This window comes from Bradyrhizobium acaciae, from assembly GCF_020889785.1.
Lineage (GTDB): Bacteria > Pseudomonadota > Alphaproteobacteria > Rhizobiales > Xanthobacteraceae > Bradyrhizobium > Bradyrhizobium acaciae.
The window spans coordinates 216,525-234,121 of the sequence record NZ_JACMYK010000001.1 but is presented as its reverse complement, the minus strand read 5'-3'; the positions used below and the strand labels follow the sequence as shown (position 1 = coordinate 234,121).

Here is a 17,597-nt window from a genome sequence, read left to right as displayed (position 1 = left end):
TCGATGCCTTTGGCATGCCATATGCCAAACTGGCGCCCGCCGCAGGCGGGCGATTTCGTTCCGAACCACAACCGGTTAGGTCAGGTCGTGATGAAAAGAGAGCCGATCCGGCGCAAGCCGTCCGATCCCGATTCTCGCGCGCAGCCGGATCAGGACTCGCGAGACGGCGGCGTTCAATCTGTCGATCGCGCGCTGCAAATCCTGGAAGCGCTTGCCGAGGATGACGAAGGCTATCGACTGACAGATCTCGCGATCCGCATCGGCCTGCCGCCGTCGACGGCTCATCGGCTGCTGACGACGCTGGAGAACCGCAGGTTCGTGCAGTTCGACCGCGAGGAGTCCAAATGGCACATCGGCGCGCAAAGCTTCGTGGTCGGTTCGACCTTCATGCGCCGGCGCAATTTTTCCGCGCGGGCATTGCCGTATCTGCGCAAGCTGCGTGACCAGACCAGGGAAACGGCCAATCTGGCGGTGGTCGATGACGATTCCATCATCGTGGTATCCCGCATCGAAAGCCGGGAGATCATGCGTTCGCTGACCAAGGTCGGCGGACGCGTCGCGTTGATCGCTTCGGGCGTGGGGAAGGCGGTGCTGGCCGCGTATTCCGATGCCGACATCAATGCGATTATCCGCCGTCGCGGCATGCCGCGCCTGACGGAGAAGTCGATCATTCGGCCGGGCGAGTTGTTCAGGGAATTGGAGACCGTACGACGCCAGGGCTATGCGGTGGACGATGAAGAGGCGCGGCTCGGCCTGCGCTGCGTGGCCGCGGTCGTCTTCAACGATTGCAGCGAGCCGTTCGCCGCCGTGTCGGTATCGGGGATGGCGGATCGTCTGACGGATGGTCGCTTGCCGGAGATCGGCGCCATCGTGCACCAGATCGCAGCCGAGCTTTCGGCAGAGCTTCGCGGCAGCAGCCGCACGCAACCGTAGCAGGCGCAGCGCCTGCTACTGTTCTCGTCGTTGCCGGTTTCCACGCTTTCGTGGGCACTAATCACTTGGAGACATGCAAGAAATCGCCAGCGCTGCCACAGCGCGGAAAATCTGATCGATTGCGTTGAGATCGATGATCGCGGGCCTGATGATCCCAGTCAGGCCAACTCATAGCGAAGCGGGATCGTCAGATGAAGATGCGAGCGATAGATGCGGCAGTGCGCATACTGGAACGCGAGGGGATCACTTGCGCTTTTGGCGTTCCCGGCGCCGCGATCAATCCGCTTTACTCCGCACTGAAACGCCACGGCTCGATCCGGCATGTTCTGGCGCGGCACGTCGAAGGTGCCTCGCACATGGCGGAAGGCTATACCAGGGCGAAAGCCGGCAATATCGGCGTTTGCATCGGCACATCGGGCCCCGCTGGAACCGATATGATCACCGGCCTCTACTCGGCAATCGCGGATTCGATTCCGATCCTCTGCATCACCGGTCAGGCGCCGCGGGCGCGGCTCTACAAGGAAGATTTCCAGGCGGTCGACATCGAGGCGATCGCGAAGCCGGTAACGAAATGGGCGGTCACCGTGCGCGAGCCGGCGCTGGTGCCGCGCGTGTTCAGCCAGGCTTTCCACGTCATGCGGTCGGGGCGGCCGGGACCGGTGCTGATCGATCTTCCGCTCGACGTGCAACTGGCCGAGATCGAGTTCGACGACGAGACCTATTCGCCGCTGTCCGTCTACAAGCCGACGGCGACCCGCAAGCAGGTCGAGAAGGCGCTTGAGATGCTCAATGCCGCCGAGCGGCCGCTGATCGTGGCCGGCGGCGGCGTGATCAACGCCGATGCATCCGAGCTCCTGGTCGCCTTCGCCGAAGCGGTCAACGTTCCGGTCGTCCCGACGCTGATGGCTTGGGGCGCCATTCCCGATGATCACGCGCTGATGGCCGGCATGGTCGGCCTGCAGACCAGCCATCGCTACGCCAACGCCACGATGCTTGAATCCGATTTCGTGCTCGGCATTGGCAACCGCTGGGCCAACCGCCACACCGGTTCGATCGAGACCTACACGAAGGGTCGCAAATTCGTCCATGTCGACATCGAGCCTACGCAGATCGGGCGGGTTTTCAATCCGGATCTCGGTATCGTGTCGGACGCGAAAGCCGCGCTGGAACTGTTCGTGAGCGTGGCAAAGGAGTGGCGGAAATCGGGGAAGCTGCGTGATCGGCAGGCGTGGCCTGCCGCCTGTCGCGACCGCAAGCGTTCGATGCTGCGCAAGAGCCACTTCGACAACATCCCGATCAAGCCGCAGCGCGTCTACGAGGAAATGAACAAGGCGTTCGGCCGCGACACCTGCTACGTGACGGTGATTGGTTTGTCGCAGATCGCGGGTGCTCAGTTCCTCAATGTCTATCGCCCGCGCAACTGGATCAACGCCGGGCAGGCCGGTCCGCTGGGCTGGACCCTGCCGGCTGCGCTCGGCGTGCGCGCGGCCGATCCCGACCGCGAGATCGTCGCGCTGTCGGGTGACTACGACTTCCAGTTCCTGATCGAGGAACTTGCGGTCGGGGCGCAGTTCAATCTGCCCTACATCCACGTCGTCGTGAACAACTCATATCTCGGGCTGATCCGGCAGGCGCAGCGCGGTTTCGATATGGATTATCACGTCCAGCTCTCGTTCGAGAACGTCAACGCACCCGAGATCGGTGGTTACGGCGTCGACCACGTGACCGTCGCAGAGGGGCTCGGATGCAAGGCGATCCGTGTGACGGATCCGAACGACGCACAGGCCGCGTTCGCGACCGCGCGCGAGCTGATGGCCAAGCATCGCGTGCCCGTGGTGGTGGAGTTCATTCTCGAACGGGTCACCAACATCGCGATGGGAACGGAGATCGACAACATCGTCGAATTCGAGGAGGTGCTCGATCTTCCGCTCGATGACGTACCGAGCGCGCAACGATCCGGCACGCTGCTGCCGGCCTGACGACATCACCCAGTGCTGCCCCAAGCGGAGATACGACCGTGCCTCAATTTGCCGCCAACCTCACCATGCTTTTCAACGAGCTGCCGTTCCTCGATCGGTTCGCGGCTGCCAAGGCCGCCGGCTTCAATGCGGTCGAGTATCTGTTTCCGTATGACTTCGAGAAGAGCGAGTTGCGGGAGGAGTTGGCGCGCTGCGGGCTGACCCAGGTGCTGCACAACCTTCCTGCCGGCAATTGGGCTGCCGGCGAGCGGGGCATTGCGATCCTGCGCAATCGGGTCGATGAATTTCGCGACGGGGTGGTGCGCGCGATCGACTATGCGAAGGCGCTGGATTGCCGGCAGCTGAACTGCCTCGTCGGCATCGCGCCCGCCGGCGCGGATGCGGCGGAATTGCGCGAGGTACTGGTGCCCAATCTGCGCTTTGCCGCCGGCGCGCTGGCCCAGCATGGCATCAAGCTCCTGATCGAACCGATCAACACGCTCGACATTCCCGGCTTCTTCCTGAGCGGGACGGAACAGGCGGTGCAGCTGATTTCCGACGTGGGCTCACCCAATCTGTTCATCCAGTACGACATCTATCACATGCAGATCATGGAAGGTGACCTGGCGCGGACCCTGCAAAAGCACCTCGGCCGGATCGCGCATGTCCAGCTCGCCGACAATCCCGGCCGTTATGAGCCGGGGACCGGCGAGATCAACTATCCCTATCTGTTCAAGCATCTCGACAGCATCGGATATCGCGGCTGGATCGGATGCGAATACAAGCCGCGGACGACCACGCTCGAGAGCCTCGCCTGGCACGCCGCGCAGACTTTCGAGACTTGATCAAGCTGGAGCATCATCACATGAAAGACATCGGATTCATCGGGCTCGGCACCATGGGACGTCCGATGGCCGGCCATCTCCTGGCTGCCGGCTATCGCCTGTTCCTGCACGACGTCGCACCACTTCCGCCGGAGCTGATTGCAGCCGGTGCCATCGCTTGCGAGTCCGGCCGGCAGGTCGCGCAGGAAGCGGACGCGGTCATCATCATGGTGCCGGATACGCCGCATGTGGAAGCCGTGCTGTTCGGTAAGAACGGCGTCGCGGAGGGGGTCTCCAAAGGCATGATCGTGGCGGATATGAGCTCGATCTCGCCGCTGGCGACGAAGGAGTTTGCACGGAAGATCGACGCCCTCGGGGCCGACTATCTCGATGCGCCGGTTTCCGGCGGCGAGGTTGGCGCAAAGGCGGCTAGCCTGACCATCATGGTCGGCGGACGGGAGCGGGCGTTCAACGCGATGAAGCCGCTGTTTGAAACGATGGGCAAGAATGTCACGCATGTCGGCGGCAACGGCGACGGCCAGACCACCAAGGTTGCGAACCAGATCATCGTGGCGCTGACCATCGAGGCGGTGAGCGAGGCCTTGCTGTTCGCCTCGAAGGCGGGCGCCAATCCGGCGCTGGTGCGGCAGGCGTTGATGGGCGGCTTTGCGTCGTCCCGGATCCTCGAAGTGCACGGCGATCGCATGCTGAAGCGCAATTTCGATCCGGGCTTTCGCATCGAGCTGCATCAGAAGGACCTCAACCTGGCGCTGGAGGGCGCGCGGGCACTCGGGCTGTCGCTGCCTGGCACCGCCGCAGCCCAGCAGCTGTTCAATTCCTGTACCGCCCTCGGCGGCAAAGCCTGGGACCATTCGGCAATTCTGAGAGCGCTGGAAGTGATGGCGGGCCACGAGGTCGCTTCTGCCTGAGATTCATGCAACATTCGTGGTGCCGGACTTCGGCCGGCCTTGTCGGCGATATCGAGGCCCGGCGCCCGCATCCCCAAGCGGGATCGCTGGCTCCTTGACACGGTAAGTAAAAATATTATTACATGCCGTACTTGGAGAAGGGCTGATGTTGCAGACAAAACGAAGCTATGGCGGCATGGTGACCGCGCCGCACCACCTCGCGGCGCAGGCTGGACTCGGCGTGTTGTCGGAAGGTGGCAATGCCATTGAGGCCATGATCGCCGCGGCCGCGACGATCGCCGTGGTCTATCCCCATATGAACGGCCTCGGTGGCGACAGCTTCTGGCTCGTCGGCCGCGCCGGTTCGATGCCGGTCGGGATTCAGGCTTGCGGGCGCTCAGCGATGGCCGCCGACCGCGCCTGGTATCGCGAACGTGGCTGCAGCAGCATTCCAGGCCGCGGCCCGCTGGCGGCGCTCACCGTCGCCGGCACCGTCGACGGTTGGCAGAAGGCGTATGAACTCAGCCGCGATCGTCACGGCGGTCGGTTGCCGCTGGCGCGGCTGCTGGAGCCTGCAATCGGGCACGCCGAGGAAGGCGTCGCCGTCACCGGCACGTTGCATGAGAACATCGGCAAGAAGCGGCATGAGCTCGAGAATGTGCCGGGCTATGCCGAGGTCTATCTGCCGCAAGGCAGCCCGCTCGCGGTCGGTGCGCGGTTCCGGCAGCCGCGTGTCGCCGAGACGTTGCTGCGACTGGCCAGGGCCGGCCTGGCTGACTTCTATCGCGGCGAACTGGCGCGCTCGATGGCGGCCGACCTCGAGCGGGTCGGGAGCCCGCTGCGGCTGGCTGATCTGGAGCGGCATCAGGCATCGCTGGTGACGCCGCTCTCGGTCGAGGTGTCCGGACACAAGATCTTCAACATGCCGCCGCCGACACAGGGGCTGGCCTCGCTCTTGATCCTCGCACTCTATGCCCGGCGCATGGCTGATGCGGCCGATGGTGTCGATCATCTGCACAGGCTCGTCGAGTGCACGAAAGCTGCGTTCCGCATTCGTAACGGCTACGTCACCGATCCGGACTACATGAAGCGTCCGGCCGCCGAGTTCCTGTCCGAGGAGTCGCTGGCCGCGCTTCACGAGAGAGTATCAAACAGCCGAGCCGCGCCGTGGCCCGATCCGTCCAAGCAGGGCGACACGGTATGGCTCGCTGCGACCGATCGCAGCGGGCTCAGCGTCAGCTTCATTCAAAGCGTCTATTGGGAGTTCGGCTCGGGCGTCATCCTCCCCGAGAGCGGCGTCACCTGGCAAAATCGCGGGACCAGCTTCAGCCTCGGCGAGACCGATACCAACAGGTTGGATCCGGGACGCCTGCCGTTCCACACGATCCAGCCGGCGATGGCCGAGCTCGCCGACGGGCGGCTGATCTCCTATGGCACAATGGGCGGAGAGGGGCAGCCGCAGACCCAGGCCGCCATCTTCAGCCGTTACGCAATGCACGGCCAGGAGCTGCAGTCCGCGATTACGGCGCCCCGCTGGCTGCTCGGTCGCACCTGGGGCGAGGAAAACAACAACCTGAAGATCGAATCCCGTTTCGATCCCGCGATCATCGATCGGCTACGCGCACTCGGCCACGACATTCAGGTGGCCGGCCCGTTTGAGGAGTTCATGGGACACGCCGGCGCGATCGTCTGGCATCCGGACGGCCTGATGGAAGGGGCCAGCGATCCTCGCAGCGACGGCGTCGTTGCGACCCGCTGAGGGGCACTGCCGGCGCATGAGCCGCACGAAACCGTTTCGTGCGGCACGCCCGCTAGCGGGATGGCTTGCCGAGGCGCGCGGTCGTCTTCGATCCCGCAGGCTTGTGCTTGCCTTCCCCGACGGTCGCCGTCAGCCAGGTCAGGATCATGTCCTGCGCATGCTCGCGGCGTAGCGAAAGCCAGTCCGAAGCGCCGAGGTCCTTGTCGAACATCGCCGACAGCGTGTAGCGATTGGAGACGTGAAAATAGCTCATCGCAGTGATCGAGACATAGAGCTGGATCGGATCGACATCAGTGCGAAACAGGCCCGCTGCCACGCCGCGCCGCAGAATGCTTTCGATGCTTGCAACCAGCGGCAAGGTGAGATCGGCGATCTTGCGCGACTTGCGCATGTTGCGCCCGCGTTGAAGGTTCTCGGTGTTGATCAGGGCGATGTAGTTCTGGTGCTGGCCGAAGAACGTGAAGGTGAAATCGATCAGCTCGCTCATCGCGGCGATCGGCTCGAGATCGTCCAGCTTCAGCTGCTGTTCGGCCGCGCGAATCTCGGTGTAGACGTCCTCGAGGACCGCGATGTAGAGCCCGTTTTTGTCGCCGAAATAGGCGTATAGCAGGCGCATGTTGGCCTTGGCGCGCTGCGCGATGGCCTCCACGCGCGCGCCGCCGAGGCCATTATGGCAGAACTCGAAGGTCGCCGCGCGCAGGATCGCCTCCTTGGTGAGCGCGGAGTCGCGAGGCCGCTTTCTGCGTGCGGCGCTGCGGGTAGAATTGGTCTGTGCTGTCGTCTCTGTCACGGCGTCAACCTTGCGTGGGCTCGGGCATTCACGCAAGGCATATCCGCATCAGGCCACATGGCGCAGCGGACCGGTTCCCGGCGCAAGCAGCTGGGATTGAGATCGGCATTGCGACTGCTCGTCAAGGGCGATTCCTCCATGTTCACTGCTTCCGGGCGCTGGCCCCCACCATCACGCCGCCCTGTGCGACGAGTCGGCCGGCCTTGTAGACATCGCGGGGCTTGGGACGGGCAACCACAGCTTCCTGGACGTGCCGGGCATCCAGCACGACGAAATCCGCCGCACTTCCGACGGTGAGGCCGTAATCCCTGAGGCCGAGCGCGCGCGCCGCGTTGGTCGTCACCATGTCAAAGGCCGCGGCCAGTTGATCGTCCGTGTTGAACCCGGAGCGGTATCCGACCATCATTGCACGTTCGAGCAGGTCGCCGTCGCCGTAGGGCCACCAGGAATCGCGGATGTTGTCATTGCCGGAGAACACGGTGACACCGGCATCGCGCAGCAGCAACACCGGCGGAAACAGGCGCGCGCCCGGGGCATTGGTGAGAATGGCGACGCCGGCCTCGGCAAGCTGCTGCGCGGTACGTCGAACCACGTCAACAGCCACTTCGCCGAGCGCGTAGGCATGACTGATCGTGACCTTGCCGCCAAGGCCCGACGCTTTGGTCCGTCGCGCGATCTCCTCGATCTCTGCGATGCCCTGCAGGCCAGCGTCGTGCAGGTGAATGTCGATGCCGACACCATGCCGCTCGGCGATGCCAAAGATGACGTCAAGATGGCCGGCGACGTCACCGTCATGGCCTGCGGGGTCGAGTCCGCCGACCAGATCGGCGCCGGCGCGAACGGCTTCCTCAAGCAAGCCGGCGGTTCCGGGCGATGTCAGGATGCCGCTCTGCGGAAACGCCACGATCTGGATTGAAACCTTCTCCCGGTGCGCCTCCCGCGCGGCGGCGATCGGTTCGAAATGCCGCAGGCCGACCTCGGCGTCGACATCGACATGGCTGCGCATGTGAGACGTGCCTTGCGAGACGCAAAGGTCGATCAGGGCCGCCGCGCGAATTGCGATCGGCCTGGCGCCGGCGAGGGCTTCCTTCTCGAACTTGACGCGCTCGCGCACGCTGAAGCCGGCGGTGCAGGGCCGGTGCGGCTTCCAGTCATCGCCGATGAAGCATTTGTCTAGATGGATATGACCTTCGACCATGCCCGGGAGCACCAGGCGTCGGCCAAGGTCGCGGGTCGTGCCGACTGCGCCGTAACTTTGCGGGGACGACGCGATCTCCACGATCTTGCCGCCGCCGACGGCGATGTCGACAAGCTGGCCGTCGGCCAGCCGCGCGTTTTGAAAGAGGGTGTCGATGGCGGTCAATCAAGATCTCCAGGTTCTTACGTCGGGACGGCGCGTGATCGCGCTGTAGCGATAGCGGTCATGGCAGCGGAGGCCACGCGCTGAAATAGGCACTTGTGCGCATGTTGCATCGCCGAGAACGCCACGCGGATCGGCTCGTTCCGGTTCCGCTCCAATCTCCCGCTGCATCGCAATCTCCGTGCGGCGCGCGATCGGCCGCTTGACATTCGTCAATTTGTGAAGAAAGTTTTTACTTCCGTCAAGGCCGCGGAGACAGCGGCAAGCGGACCAGAGACGGCTGGGGAGCCGTCGGAGCGGGAGGAATTGCAGAAATGATCTACGCTTGTACCCCCATTACCGGGTTGCGCCGCCGCGTTGTCTTGCAGGGCGCGCTCGCCATTCTCATCGGCTCTCTGCCGTTTGCGGAGCGCGCGCTGGCCGCCGAACCGATCAAGATCGGCTTGGTCACGGCGCTGTCGAGCGGCGCGCGCGGCGAAGCGCTGACCCGCGGCGCCACGATCGCGATCGAGGACATCAACGCGAAAGGGGGCGTGCTCGGCCGTCCGCTCGAGCTGGTGCGCCGTGACGATGAAAGCAATCCCGCGAAGGGGCTGACCGCCGCGCGCGAGCTGATCCAGCGCGAGAAGGTCGCAGTGCTGCTCGGTGGTCTCGATACGCCGGTCCAGCTTGCGATCGTGCCGTTCGTCAACAACGTCAAGATGCCGTTCGTGGTGCCGTGGGCCGCCGGAACCAACATCACGCAGAACGGCGCCGCGTCCAACTATGTGTTCCGAGTATCGGCGATGGACGACGAGGTCGACAAGGCGATCGTTGCGTTCGCCGGCAAGACCTTTGCAGCCAAGAAGCCGGGTCTCATCCTCGTCAACAATCCCTGGGGCGAATCGAACGAGCACGGCCTGCGCGCCGCGCTGAAGGCGGCCGGTATCGAGCCGGCGGGTGTCGAGAAGTTCGAGGCGAACGATGTCGACGTCGTCGCGCAATTGTCGCGGCTCAAGCAGGCCGGCGCCGATTCGCTGTTCCTGGTCGGCAATGTCGGTCCGTCTTCGCAGGTCGTGAAATCGCTCGACCGGATGGGCTGGTCGCCGCCGATCGTGTCGCATTGGGGGCCGGCCGGTGGCCGCTTCACCGAGCTCGCCGGGCCGAGCGCCGAGAGCGTCGTCTTCGTCCAGACCTACAGCTTCTTCGGCAACCTCTCGCCGGTCGGCAGGCGCGTGCTCGCCGAGCTGCAGGCGAAGTATCCGGATATCAAGGGGCCTGCGGACGTGACCCCTGCGGTCGGCTTCGCCAACGCCTATGACAGCGTCATGGTGATTGCCGGCGCGATCCAGAAGGCCGGCAGCACCGATCCAACCGCCATTCGCGACGGCTTCTACGGAATCGACCGGCTGGAAGGCCTGATCAAGACCTATGAAAAGCCGTTCGCCCAGAACAAGCACGATGCGCTGACGGCCCAGGACTACATCTGGGCCCACTTCGAAGACAACCACATCCTGCCGTTCAAGAACTGACGGCAACGGTGGTCCAGCAAGCAGATCGGGGTGATCATCGATGTCGTTTCTTTCGGCGATAATAACCGGAATGGCGCTGGGGAGCATGTACGGTCTGCTCGCGCTGGGCTTTCACGTCACTTATGCCGTGTCCGGCACGGTCAACTTCTCGCAGGGCAGCTCGATGACCCTGGGAGCCGTTGCCGGATACTTCTTCCTCGTGGTGTGGGGCTGGCCGGCCGCGATCGGCATCCCCGCGGTGTTGCTGGTCTGCGCTGTTTACGGCGTTCTGATCGAACGCTTCGCGGTTCGTCCGTTCGTGCTGCGCGGGTCGGACAGCTGGCTGATGGCGACCGTGGCGGTCGGCATCATGGTCGACAACCTGATGCTGTTCGTGTTCGGCAAGGAGCCGCGCAGCTTCCCGTCGATGCTCGCGGCCAAGCCGATCCAGATCGTCGAGGGGGCAGGGGTTTATCCCCTGCAGCTCCTGATTCCCGTGGTCGGCCTCCTGCTTGCGCTGGCGCTGCATCTGATCACCCGCCGCACGCGGCATGGCGTCGCGATGCTTGCGGTGGTGCAGAATCCCAATGCCGCACGGCTGATGGGGATCAATGTCAGCGGCGCCATTGCCGCGAGCTACGCGGTGTCGGCCATGCTGGCGGGCGTCGCGGCGCTGCTGATTGCGCCGCTGTTCAACGTCTCGTCCGAGATGGGCACGCTGTTCGGCATCAAGGCGTTCGCCGCCGCCATCATCGGCGGTCTTGGCAGCGCCTGGGGCGTCATGCTGGCCGGGCTGTGTCTCGGCCTGATCGAGGTGTTCGCGACCAACTATCTCGGATCGGTCTACACCCAGATCATCACGTTTGCATCCGTCATTGTCATCCTCGTCGTCATGCCGCACGGGCTGCTCGGCCGAGCCGGAGTTAAGAAGGTATGACCTCTCGCGCTTCCCTTCTCGCCGCGGTCGCGGCGTTCGCGATTGCCGTCGGCTACGCCGCGGTCGCGGACAGCTATTCGGTGTTCCTGATCGCGACGATCGCGCTGACGGCGATCGGCTGCATCGGCCTCAACGTCCTGCTCGGCCTCGCGGGCCAGATCTCGCTCGGGCATATCGGCTTCATGGCGATCGGCGCGTACACCACCGTGCTGCTGATGGAGAAGGCCGGCTGGCCCTACCTCGCCGCGACGGCAGGGGCCATTGTGCTGGTCAGCATCGTCGGCGGCCTGCTCGCGATGCCGGCGCTGCGCGTGCGCGGGCCGTATCTGGCCATGGTGACGATTGCCTTCGGCTTCATCGTCGAGCATGTCACCATCGAGTGGCGTGATCTCACCGGCGGCGGCAACGGCCTGATGCTGAGCGCGCCGCCGAGCGTGTTCGGCTATGCGCTGTCCGAGCGTTCGCTGGCGATCGCGGGCATCGTGCTGGTGTTTGCCGGCCTCATCCTGTTCGAGCGGCTGAAGCGCAGCGGGTGGGGGTATGCCATGCGTGCGGCGCGCGATACCGAGGTCGCGACGCGCTCGCTCGGCATCGATCTGGTGCATGTCCGCGCCGTCGCCTTCGTGATCTCGGCGGCCGCGATGGCACTCGCCGGCGCGCTGTTCGCGCCGCTGCAGGGCTATATCAGCCCGAGCTCGTTTCCGTTCCTGCAATCGGTACTGCTCCTGTTCGCCGTGATGGTCGGCGGCGCCGGTTCGGCGCTCGGCCCGGTGATCGGCGCCGCGCTGGTGGTGCTGCTGCCGGAAGTGCTGTCGGATCTCGCCGAGTATCGCCTGCTGGCCTTCGGCGCGTTGCTGTTCGTCGTGCTGCGCGCCGCGCCCTCCGGCATCGTCGGCCTCGCGGAGCAGCTCGCCGCAAAATTCCTGCCGGCGCGCAAGCCGGTGGCCGAGCCCGCGGTCGCGGCGGCGAATGTCGACGCGGCGCTGCTCGAGACGCACAATGCGGCCGGGCTCGACGTGACGGATCTCTCGATTTCGTTCGGCGGCGTGCGCGCCGTCCAGGGCGTATCGTTCCAGGCGGCGCCCGGCGCCGTCACCAGCATCATTGGTCCCAACGGCGCCGGCAAGACCAGCGCGCTCAATCTGCTCTGCGGCTTCTACCGGCCGCAGGCGGGGTCGGTGAAGCTTGGCGATCGCGACGTCACGGGCATGACGTCGCACCTGCTGGCGCGGGTCGGCGTGGCGCGCACGTTCCAGACCACGCAATTGTTCGGCTCGCTCACGATCCTCGAAAACATCCTGCTGGCCGAGCGGGCCGGCCGTCTCGGCGGCCTTGTCTCCGCGCTGCGCAATGCGGAGACCGAGGGTTTTGCCCGGGTCCTGCTGCGCTTTGCCGGCGTCGACGGCGATGTCGATCGGCTTGCGGATTCGTTGTCCCATGGCGAGAAGCGGTTGGTCGAGATCGCGCGCGCGCTCGCGCTGCGGCCCCGCATCCTGTTGCTCGACGAGCCGGCGGCGGGCCTCTCGAAGGGCGACAAGCAGCGCCTGACCGCGCTGTTGCGCCGGATCGCCGATCTCGGGATTGCCGTCATCATCGTCGAGCACGACATGCCGATGATCATGTCGCTCAGCGATCTCATCGTCGTGCTCGACGGCGGCAAGCGCATCGCGATCGGCGATGCAGCGGCGATCCGCAACGATCCGCTGGTTCGCAAGGCCTATCTTGGCGACGCCGCGCCGGGTGAGAAGAGCCGCGCGCCGCGGCCGGCGCGGCAGGGCACCGCACTCGAGGTCAAGGCGCTCGATTCGTTCTATGGCCTGTCGTGCGCCCTGAACGGTATTGATCTCGTGGTCGCTCCCGGCGAGGCGGTTGCCGTGCTCGGTGCCAACGGCGCCGGCAAGACCACCCTGATGCGGTCGATCGCCGGTCTCGAACCGCCGCGATCCACGGGCGAAGTCCGGCTCGCCGAGACGCGCATCGACAGGATGCCCGCACATATTCGCGCCCGTTCGGGTGTCGTGCTGGTGCCGGAAGGTCGGCAGGTGTTTCCGGAACTGACGGTGAAGCAGAACCTCCAGCTCGGCGCCTATGCGCGCAAGGGTATCGACCTCGATACCGAGATCGAGGCGATGTTCGTGCGCTTCCCGCGGCTGAAGGAGCGCATCGATCAGCGCGCCGGCCTCCTGTCTGGAGGCGAGCAGCAGATGCTCGCGGTGGCGCGCGGGCTTCTGACCGGACCGAAGATCTTCATGCTGGACGAGCCGTCGCTCGGGTTGGCGCCGCTCGTCGTCGACGAACTGTTTGCGTCCTTCGAGCGGCTGCGGATCGAGGGCATGACCATCATCGTGGTCGATCAGATGGCGGGCCATGCGCTCGCTCTCGCGGACCGGGCCTATCTCCTGGAGACCGGTGCGATCCTGAAGAGCGGCGCCGCCGATATCATCGCCGAGGACCCGCTGCTGGAGGCGGCTTATCTGGGCGGCGAGGCCCAGGCCGGTGCGCCGCAGCGGTTCGCGGCCCAGGCGCGCTGAAGGAGGCGAGGGCGGATGCTTGTCGGAGACCGCGAAGCTGAGGGGAGGACGCAGGTTTGCGCGGGCGCGCCCGGCGAGCGGCGTCGTATGCCCGCAACGACGATCTGTGACTGTGTGGAAGTAGGCCTCCTTGCCGACAGGGCGCTTCGCGACCGCGCCGCGGGCCAGGTCGTCGCCGTGTTCGAGCGTTCGTTCTACGCCGTCATCGACGGGATCTGGATCTGCATTGGACAGACCGGTATCGGATCGGGGCCGTTGCAGGTGCTCGGCGACTTCCGTTGGCCGGGTCTTGTGGTCGGCGATCCCGTGCGGGTCGCGGACTGCGTTCTGTGGATCGCAGGGACGCCGCTCGCAAATCTCGCCGCGCGGTCCGTCTGGGCGCCGCGCGCTGCGCCGCATTGGTCGATCGGCAGCCTCCGACGCGGCCTTGATGCCGTCGACGAGATGTGGGGCGATGATCTGACTTCCGAAGGCCTGGCCGCTGTCGGGGCCGGACCTGTTCCGAGCGATGCCTCTGCGCTGGTTCGGGCCGCCATGCCCGGTCTCGCTGCGCTGGAACGTGTCCTGGCAGGAGGGGATGACCATGCGGTTCAAGACTCCGGCCTTGGCAGCTTGATCGGTCTCGGGCCGGGGCTTACACCGTCCGGCGACGATCTGATCGGCGGTGCGCTGATCGCGCTGGCTGCGCTGGGGCGCACCGAACGGCGCGATGCGTTGTGGGACCGTTGCCGCACGCTGCTCGACGGTACCAACGACATCAGCCGAATTCATCTGCGCGCGGCGGCGCTGGGCTACGGCGCGGCAGCACTGCACGCCGCCATCCATGCGACGATGAGCGGGGAGGTCGCCGGAGTTCGCCGCGCCTTCGCGGCGCTCGCCGCGATCGGCCACACATCCGGCCGGGACGCATTTGCAGGCAGTCTGATCGTCCTGCGCCACGCCCTTCGCGAGCGATGACGATCGAATTTCAAGTTCTCCCAAACTGCTCCGAACCAAGTTCGGAGCACTTTTTTTAAGGCGGGATCGCTTTCGACCGATCCGCTCCGCGACCGGGCACAGAGTTTTGCATTTCACGAGAATCCGGTCTTGACGAAGTAAGTATTTTCTTATTAATTCATCGTAACGAAAACGAACTTGTTAGGGCGGAGACGATGACGGATCAGGATGGGCCGCAGTATCAGCAGTTGCTGGCGCGCAAGGTCGAAGTCGTGAATGTCGGGCTTGAGGGGTTCGTGAAGGACCTCCGCGATTGCGGCATCGACGTCGTTCACGTCGACTGGAAGCCATCGGCGGGCGGCGATCCGCAGATGGCGGCCCTGCTCGCGAAGCTCGGCGTGTGAGGGCACGCCGATGAAACTGATCGAAGACGCAAACCAGCAGGCACTCGAGCGGATCCTCGAAGGAGAGCCCAGGCTGATCGACATCGTTCCCGCCCGCGAATTGATCCCGGGCCTGCGCGAACGGATGATCCTGCACGCCGGACCGCCGATCTCCTGGGACAGGATGTGCGGGCCGATGCGCGGTGCGGTCGCGGGCGCCATCGTGTTCGAGGGATGGGCGCAGGATCTGCCGACTGCGACCAAGCTCGCGGCCAGCGGCGAGATCGAATTTCACCCGAACCATCACTTCGGGGCGGTTGGCCCGATGACCGGCATGACGACGATATCGATGCCGTTGTTCGTGGTCGAGAACGCGCGCTTCGGAAATCGCGCCTATTGCGCGATCAACGAGGGGCTCGGCAAGGTGATGCGCTTCGGCGGCAACGACGCGAGCGTGCTGAAGCGGCTCGCCTGGTTGCGCGACGTGTTCGGGCCGACTCTGGGCAAGGCGATCCGTGCCGCCGGCGGCATCGACCTGAAATCGATCGTCGCGCGCGGCCTGTCGATGGGCGACGAGCTGCATCAGCGCAATCTCGCCTGCTCGAGCGTTTTCCTTCGTGAGATCGCGCCCTGGATGGCGCGGACCTCGACCGACAACGCCGTTCTCGCCGAATGCCTCGCATTCATCGGGCAAAACGATCAGTTCTTCCTCAATATCGCGATGGCGATGGGCAAGGCGATCACCGATCCCGCGAACGGCATTCGCGGTTCGACCATCGTCACCGCCATGTGCCGCAACGGCACCGATTTCGGGATCCGGGTCAGCGGGCTCGGCGAGCAATGGTTCACCGCGCCGGTCGAAATGCCAGAGGGGCTGTATTTTGCGGGCTATTCCGAGAAGGACGCCAATCCGGACATGGGCGATTCCGCTATCGTCGAGACGATCGGTCTGGGCGGATTTGCGATGGCGGCCGCGCCCGCAGTCGCGGGCTTCGTGGGGGCCGGCGCGCCGTCCGAGGCCGGCAATTTCACCCGCGCGATGGGCGAGATCACGGTTGCGCAGAATCCAGAATGGACCATCGCCGCCATGGATTTCGCGGGCGTGCCGACCGGCATTGATATCCGCCTGGTCGTCGATTCCGGCGTGGTGCCCGTCATTAACACCGGCATCGCGCATCGCGAGCCCGGCATCGGCCAGGTCGGTGCCGGCGTGGTCAAGGCGCCGTTGGCGTGCTTCCAGCAGGCGATCGTGGCCATCGCCAAGGATTTGGGGGTGTCATGAACGTCGTTGTCCTGAATGAGGTCCGCAAGGGATTCTACCTCGATTCGGTCGCGCTGATGCGGCTGTCGCGCGAGGTCGCCGGGGCGCCCGGCGTGATCGAGGCGGCGTTGATGATGGGCACTCCGTCGAACGCTGCGATCATGCGCAATGCGGGGCTGCTCGAGGAGGGCACTGCCGTGAAGGGCAATGACCTCGTGATCGCCGTCAAGGCCGAGTCCGAGACCGCTGCCCGCGAAGCCCTCGACAATGCGATCAAGTCGCTCGACAAGCCGAAGAGCCAGGGCGAGGCACAGTCGGCCTGGCGACCGCACTCGATCGCCGCGGCCGTGAAGAACAGGCCGGAGATCAATCTCGCGCTGATCTCCGTGCCCGGCGAGTTCGCAGCCGCCGAAGCCCGCAAGGCGCTCAATCGCGGCCTGCATGTCCTGATGTTCAGCGACAACGTGTCGCTCGAGGACGAATTGTCGCTCAAGCAGCAGGCGCGGGCGGCCGGCCTCCTGATGATGGGACCGGATTGCGGAACCGCCGTGCTCGGCGGCGCGCCGCTGGCGTTCGCCAACAAGCTGACGCGCGGCAGGATCGGCATCGTCGGCGCGTCGGGTACCGGAACGCAGGAGGTCTCCTGCCTGATCTCGGAGGCCGGCGCGGGAATCTCCCATGCCATCGGCGTCGGCGGGCGCGATCTGAAGAAGGACATCGGCGGCATCACCACGCTGATGGCGATCGATGCGTTCGATTCCGATCCGGAAACCGACCACGTGGTGCTGATCTCGAAGCCGCCGCATCCTGATGTCGCCAAATCCGTCCTTCAGCGGATCGGCAAAAGCAAGAAGTTCTTCACCGTCTGCTTCATCGGCGCTTCGGAGGTCGAGCTGCCGCCGAACGCCCGCTTCTCGCCGACGCTGAAAGGCGCCGCGGAGCTCGCATTGGGACACCAGAAGATCGGAGCAGACTTCGACACCAACGCGGTTGCGTCAAGGATTCCGCGGAACGGTCGTGGCGGGATCGAGGGCTTGTTCGCCGGCGGCACGCTGTGCGCCGAAGCGCAGGTGATCCTCGCTGCCGCAGGCCGGAAGGTGGCGTCGAATGCGGCCATCCCCGGCGTGCTCAAGCTTGGGGTCGAGCCGAACGACGGACGCGATCGGCTGATCGACCTCGGCGACGACGAATATACCCGTGGCCGGCCGCACCCGATGATCGACCCGTCAGTGCGCGACGAAGCGTTGCGTGCTGCACTCAGGAACGGCGACCTTTCGGTGATCCTGCTTGATCTTGTGCTCGGCTACGGCGCGCACGCCGATCCCGCCGAGCACCTGACCAGGATCGTCGCGGATCGTGGGCGAGATGCACCGGTATTGATCGCGTCCGTCGTTGGCACGGAGCAGGATCCGCAAGGACGCTCCGCGCAGGTCAGGAAACTGGAGCAAGCCGGAATCCTCGTTGCGCCGTCGAACGCGCAGGCCTGCGAGCTTGCGGTCGCCATCGTCCAGAATGCCGGGAGGTAAG

General features: G+C 65.2%; 14 protein-coding genes. 12 read left to right on the top strand and 2 right to left on the bottom strand.

Annotated elements, in window-relative coordinates:
• Window positions 1-90: 90 nt before the first annotated feature.
• From H8A92_RS01055 to H8A92_RS01035, 5 genes are all read left to right on the top strand, one after another.
• Window positions 91-933, top strand: a complete 843-nt coding sequence (locus H8A92_RS01055; protein WP_229194013.1) for an IclR family transcriptional regulator — start codon at window positions 91-93, stop codon at window positions 931-933.
• 191 nt (window positions 934-1,124) lie between these two features.
• Window positions 1,125-2,912, top strand: a complete 1,788-nt coding sequence (gene gcl / locus H8A92_RS01050) for a glyoxylate carboligase (protein WP_229194011.1) — start codon at window positions 1,125-1,127, stop codon at window positions 2,910-2,912.
• 38 nt (window positions 2,913-2,950) lie between these two features.
• Window positions 2,951-3,736 carry a hydroxypyruvate isomerase gene (hyi, locus tag H8A92_RS01045; RefSeq protein ID WP_229194009.1) on the top strand — a complete coding sequence of 262 codons (786 nt, stop codon included), beginning with the start codon at window positions 2,951-2,953 and terminating at the stop codon, window positions 3,734-3,736.
• Window positions 3,737-3,756: 20 nt separating this feature from the next.
• Window positions 3,757-4,644, top strand: coding sequence for a 2-hydroxy-3-oxopropionate reductase (locus H8A92_RS01040; protein ID WP_163152813.1), 888 nt, complete (start codon window positions 3,757-3,759; stop codon window positions 4,642-4,644).
• Window positions 4,645-4,789: 145 nt separating this feature from the next.
• Entirely contained in the window at window positions 4,790-6,382 is a 1,593-nt protein-coding gene (locus H8A92_RS01035; protein WP_229194007.1) for a gamma-glutamyltransferase family protein, read from the top strand.
• A 52-nt stretch (window positions 6,383-6,434) separates the two neighbouring features.
• Here H8A92_RS01035 and H8A92_RS01030 read toward each other — a convergent pair whose 3' ends face one another.
• Both H8A92_RS01030 and H8A92_RS01025 read right to left on the bottom strand, forming a co-directional pair.
• Complete coding sequence (locus H8A92_RS01030; RefSeq protein ID WP_229194005.1) at window positions 6,435-7,172, bottom strand: TetR/AcrR family transcriptional regulator; 738 nt, start codon at window positions 7,170-7,172, stop codon at window positions 6,435-6,437.
• Between the two features lie 142 nt (window positions 7,173-7,314).
• A complete protein-coding gene (locus H8A92_RS01025; protein ID WP_229194003.1) occupies window positions 7,315-8,535 on the bottom strand; it encodes an amidohydrolase family protein in 1,221 nt (406 codons plus the stop codon).
• A 311-nt stretch (window positions 8,536-8,846) separates the two neighbouring features.
• Between H8A92_RS01025 and H8A92_RS01020 the strand changes: the two genes are divergently transcribed.
• The 7 genes from H8A92_RS01020 to fdrA all read left to right on the top strand — a co-directional run bounded on the left by H8A92_RS01020 (window position 8,847) and on the right by fdrA (window position 17,596).
• Entirely contained in the window at window positions 8,847-10,043 is a 1,197-nt protein-coding gene (locus H8A92_RS01020; RefSeq protein WP_420831273.1) for an ABC transporter substrate-binding protein, read from the top strand.
• A gap of 40 nt (window positions 10,044-10,083) precedes the next feature.
• Entirely contained in the window at window positions 10,084-10,959 is an 876-nt protein-coding gene (locus H8A92_RS01015; protein ID WP_229194001.1) for a branched-chain amino acid ABC transporter permease, read from the top strand.
• Complete coding sequence (locus H8A92_RS01010; RefSeq protein ID WP_229194000.1) at window positions 10,956-13,490, top strand: branched-chain amino acid ABC transporter ATP-binding protein/permease; 2,535 nt, start codon at window positions 10,956-10,958, stop codon at window positions 13,488-13,490. Before H8A92_RS01015 ends, H8A92_RS01010 begins: the two co-directional genes overlap by 4 nt.
• 114 nt (window positions 13,491-13,604) lie before the next feature.
• Window positions 13,605-14,447, top strand: coding sequence for an oxamate carbamoyltransferase subunit AllH family protein (locus H8A92_RS40920; RefSeq protein ID WP_229193999.1), 843 nt, complete (start codon window positions 13,605-13,607; stop codon window positions 14,445-14,447).
• 194 nt (window positions 14,448-14,641) lie between these two features.
• Entirely contained in the window at window positions 14,642-14,830 is a 189-nt protein-coding gene (locus H8A92_RS01000; RefSeq protein WP_163152805.1) for a hypothetical protein, read from the top strand.
• A 10-nt stretch (window positions 14,831-14,840) separates the two neighbouring features.
• Window positions 14,841-16,091 carry a YlbE family protein gene (locus H8A92_RS00995; RefSeq protein WP_229193998.1) on the top strand — a complete coding sequence of 417 codons (1,251 nt, stop codon included), beginning with the start codon at window positions 14,841-14,843 and terminating at the stop codon, window positions 16,089-16,091.
• A complete protein-coding gene (fdrA, locus tag H8A92_RS00990; protein ID WP_229193997.1) occupies window positions 16,088-17,596 on the top strand; it encodes an acyl-CoA synthetase FdrA in 1,509 nt (502 codons plus the stop codon). The genes H8A92_RS00995 and fdrA overlap by 4 nt, the downstream gene beginning before the upstream one ends.
• Window position 17,597 lies beyond the last annotated feature (1 nt).

What these genes read in the sequence shown, in the direction of transcription:
- H8A92_RS01000 (WP_163152805.1), top strand. Translation starts at nt 14,642, where the DNA reads ATGACGGATCAGGATGGGCCGCAGTATCAGCAGTTGCTGGCGCGCAAG.
- H8A92_RS01055 (WP_229194013.1), top strand. Translation starts at nt 91, where the DNA reads ATGAAAAGAGAGCCGATCCGGCGCAAGCCGTCCGATCCCGATTCTCGC.
- H8A92_RS01040 (WP_163152813.1), top strand. Translation starts at nt 3,757, where the DNA reads ATGAAAGACATCGGATTCATCGGGCTCGGCACCATGGGACGTCCGATG.
- H8A92_RS01035 (WP_229194007.1), top strand. Translation starts at nt 4,790, where the DNA reads ATGTTGCAGACAAAACGAAGCTATGGCGGCATGGTGACCGCGCCGCAC.
- fdrA (WP_229193997.1), top strand. Translation starts at nt 16,088, where the DNA reads ATGAACGTCGTTGTCCTGAATGAGGTCCGCAAGGGATTCTACCTCGAT.
- H8A92_RS01020 (WP_420831273.1), top strand. Translation starts at nt 8,847, where the DNA reads ATGATCTACGCTTGTACCCCCATTACCGGGTTGCGCCGCCGCGTTGTC.
- H8A92_RS00995 (WP_229193998.1), top strand. Translation starts at nt 14,841, where the DNA reads ATGAAACTGATCGAAGACGCAAACCAGCAGGCACTCGAGCGGATCCTC.
- gcl (WP_229194011.1), top strand. Translation starts at nt 1,125, where the DNA reads ATGAAGATGCGAGCGATAGATGCGGCAGTGCGCATACTGGAACGCGAG.
- H8A92_RS01010 (WP_229194000.1), top strand. Translation starts at nt 10,956, where the DNA reads ATGACCTCTCGCGCTTCCCTTCTCGCCGCGGTCGCGGCGTTCGCGATT.
- H8A92_RS01015 (WP_229194001.1), top strand. Translation starts at nt 10,084, where the DNA reads ATGTCGTTTCTTTCGGCGATAATAACCGGAATGGCGCTGGGGAGCATG.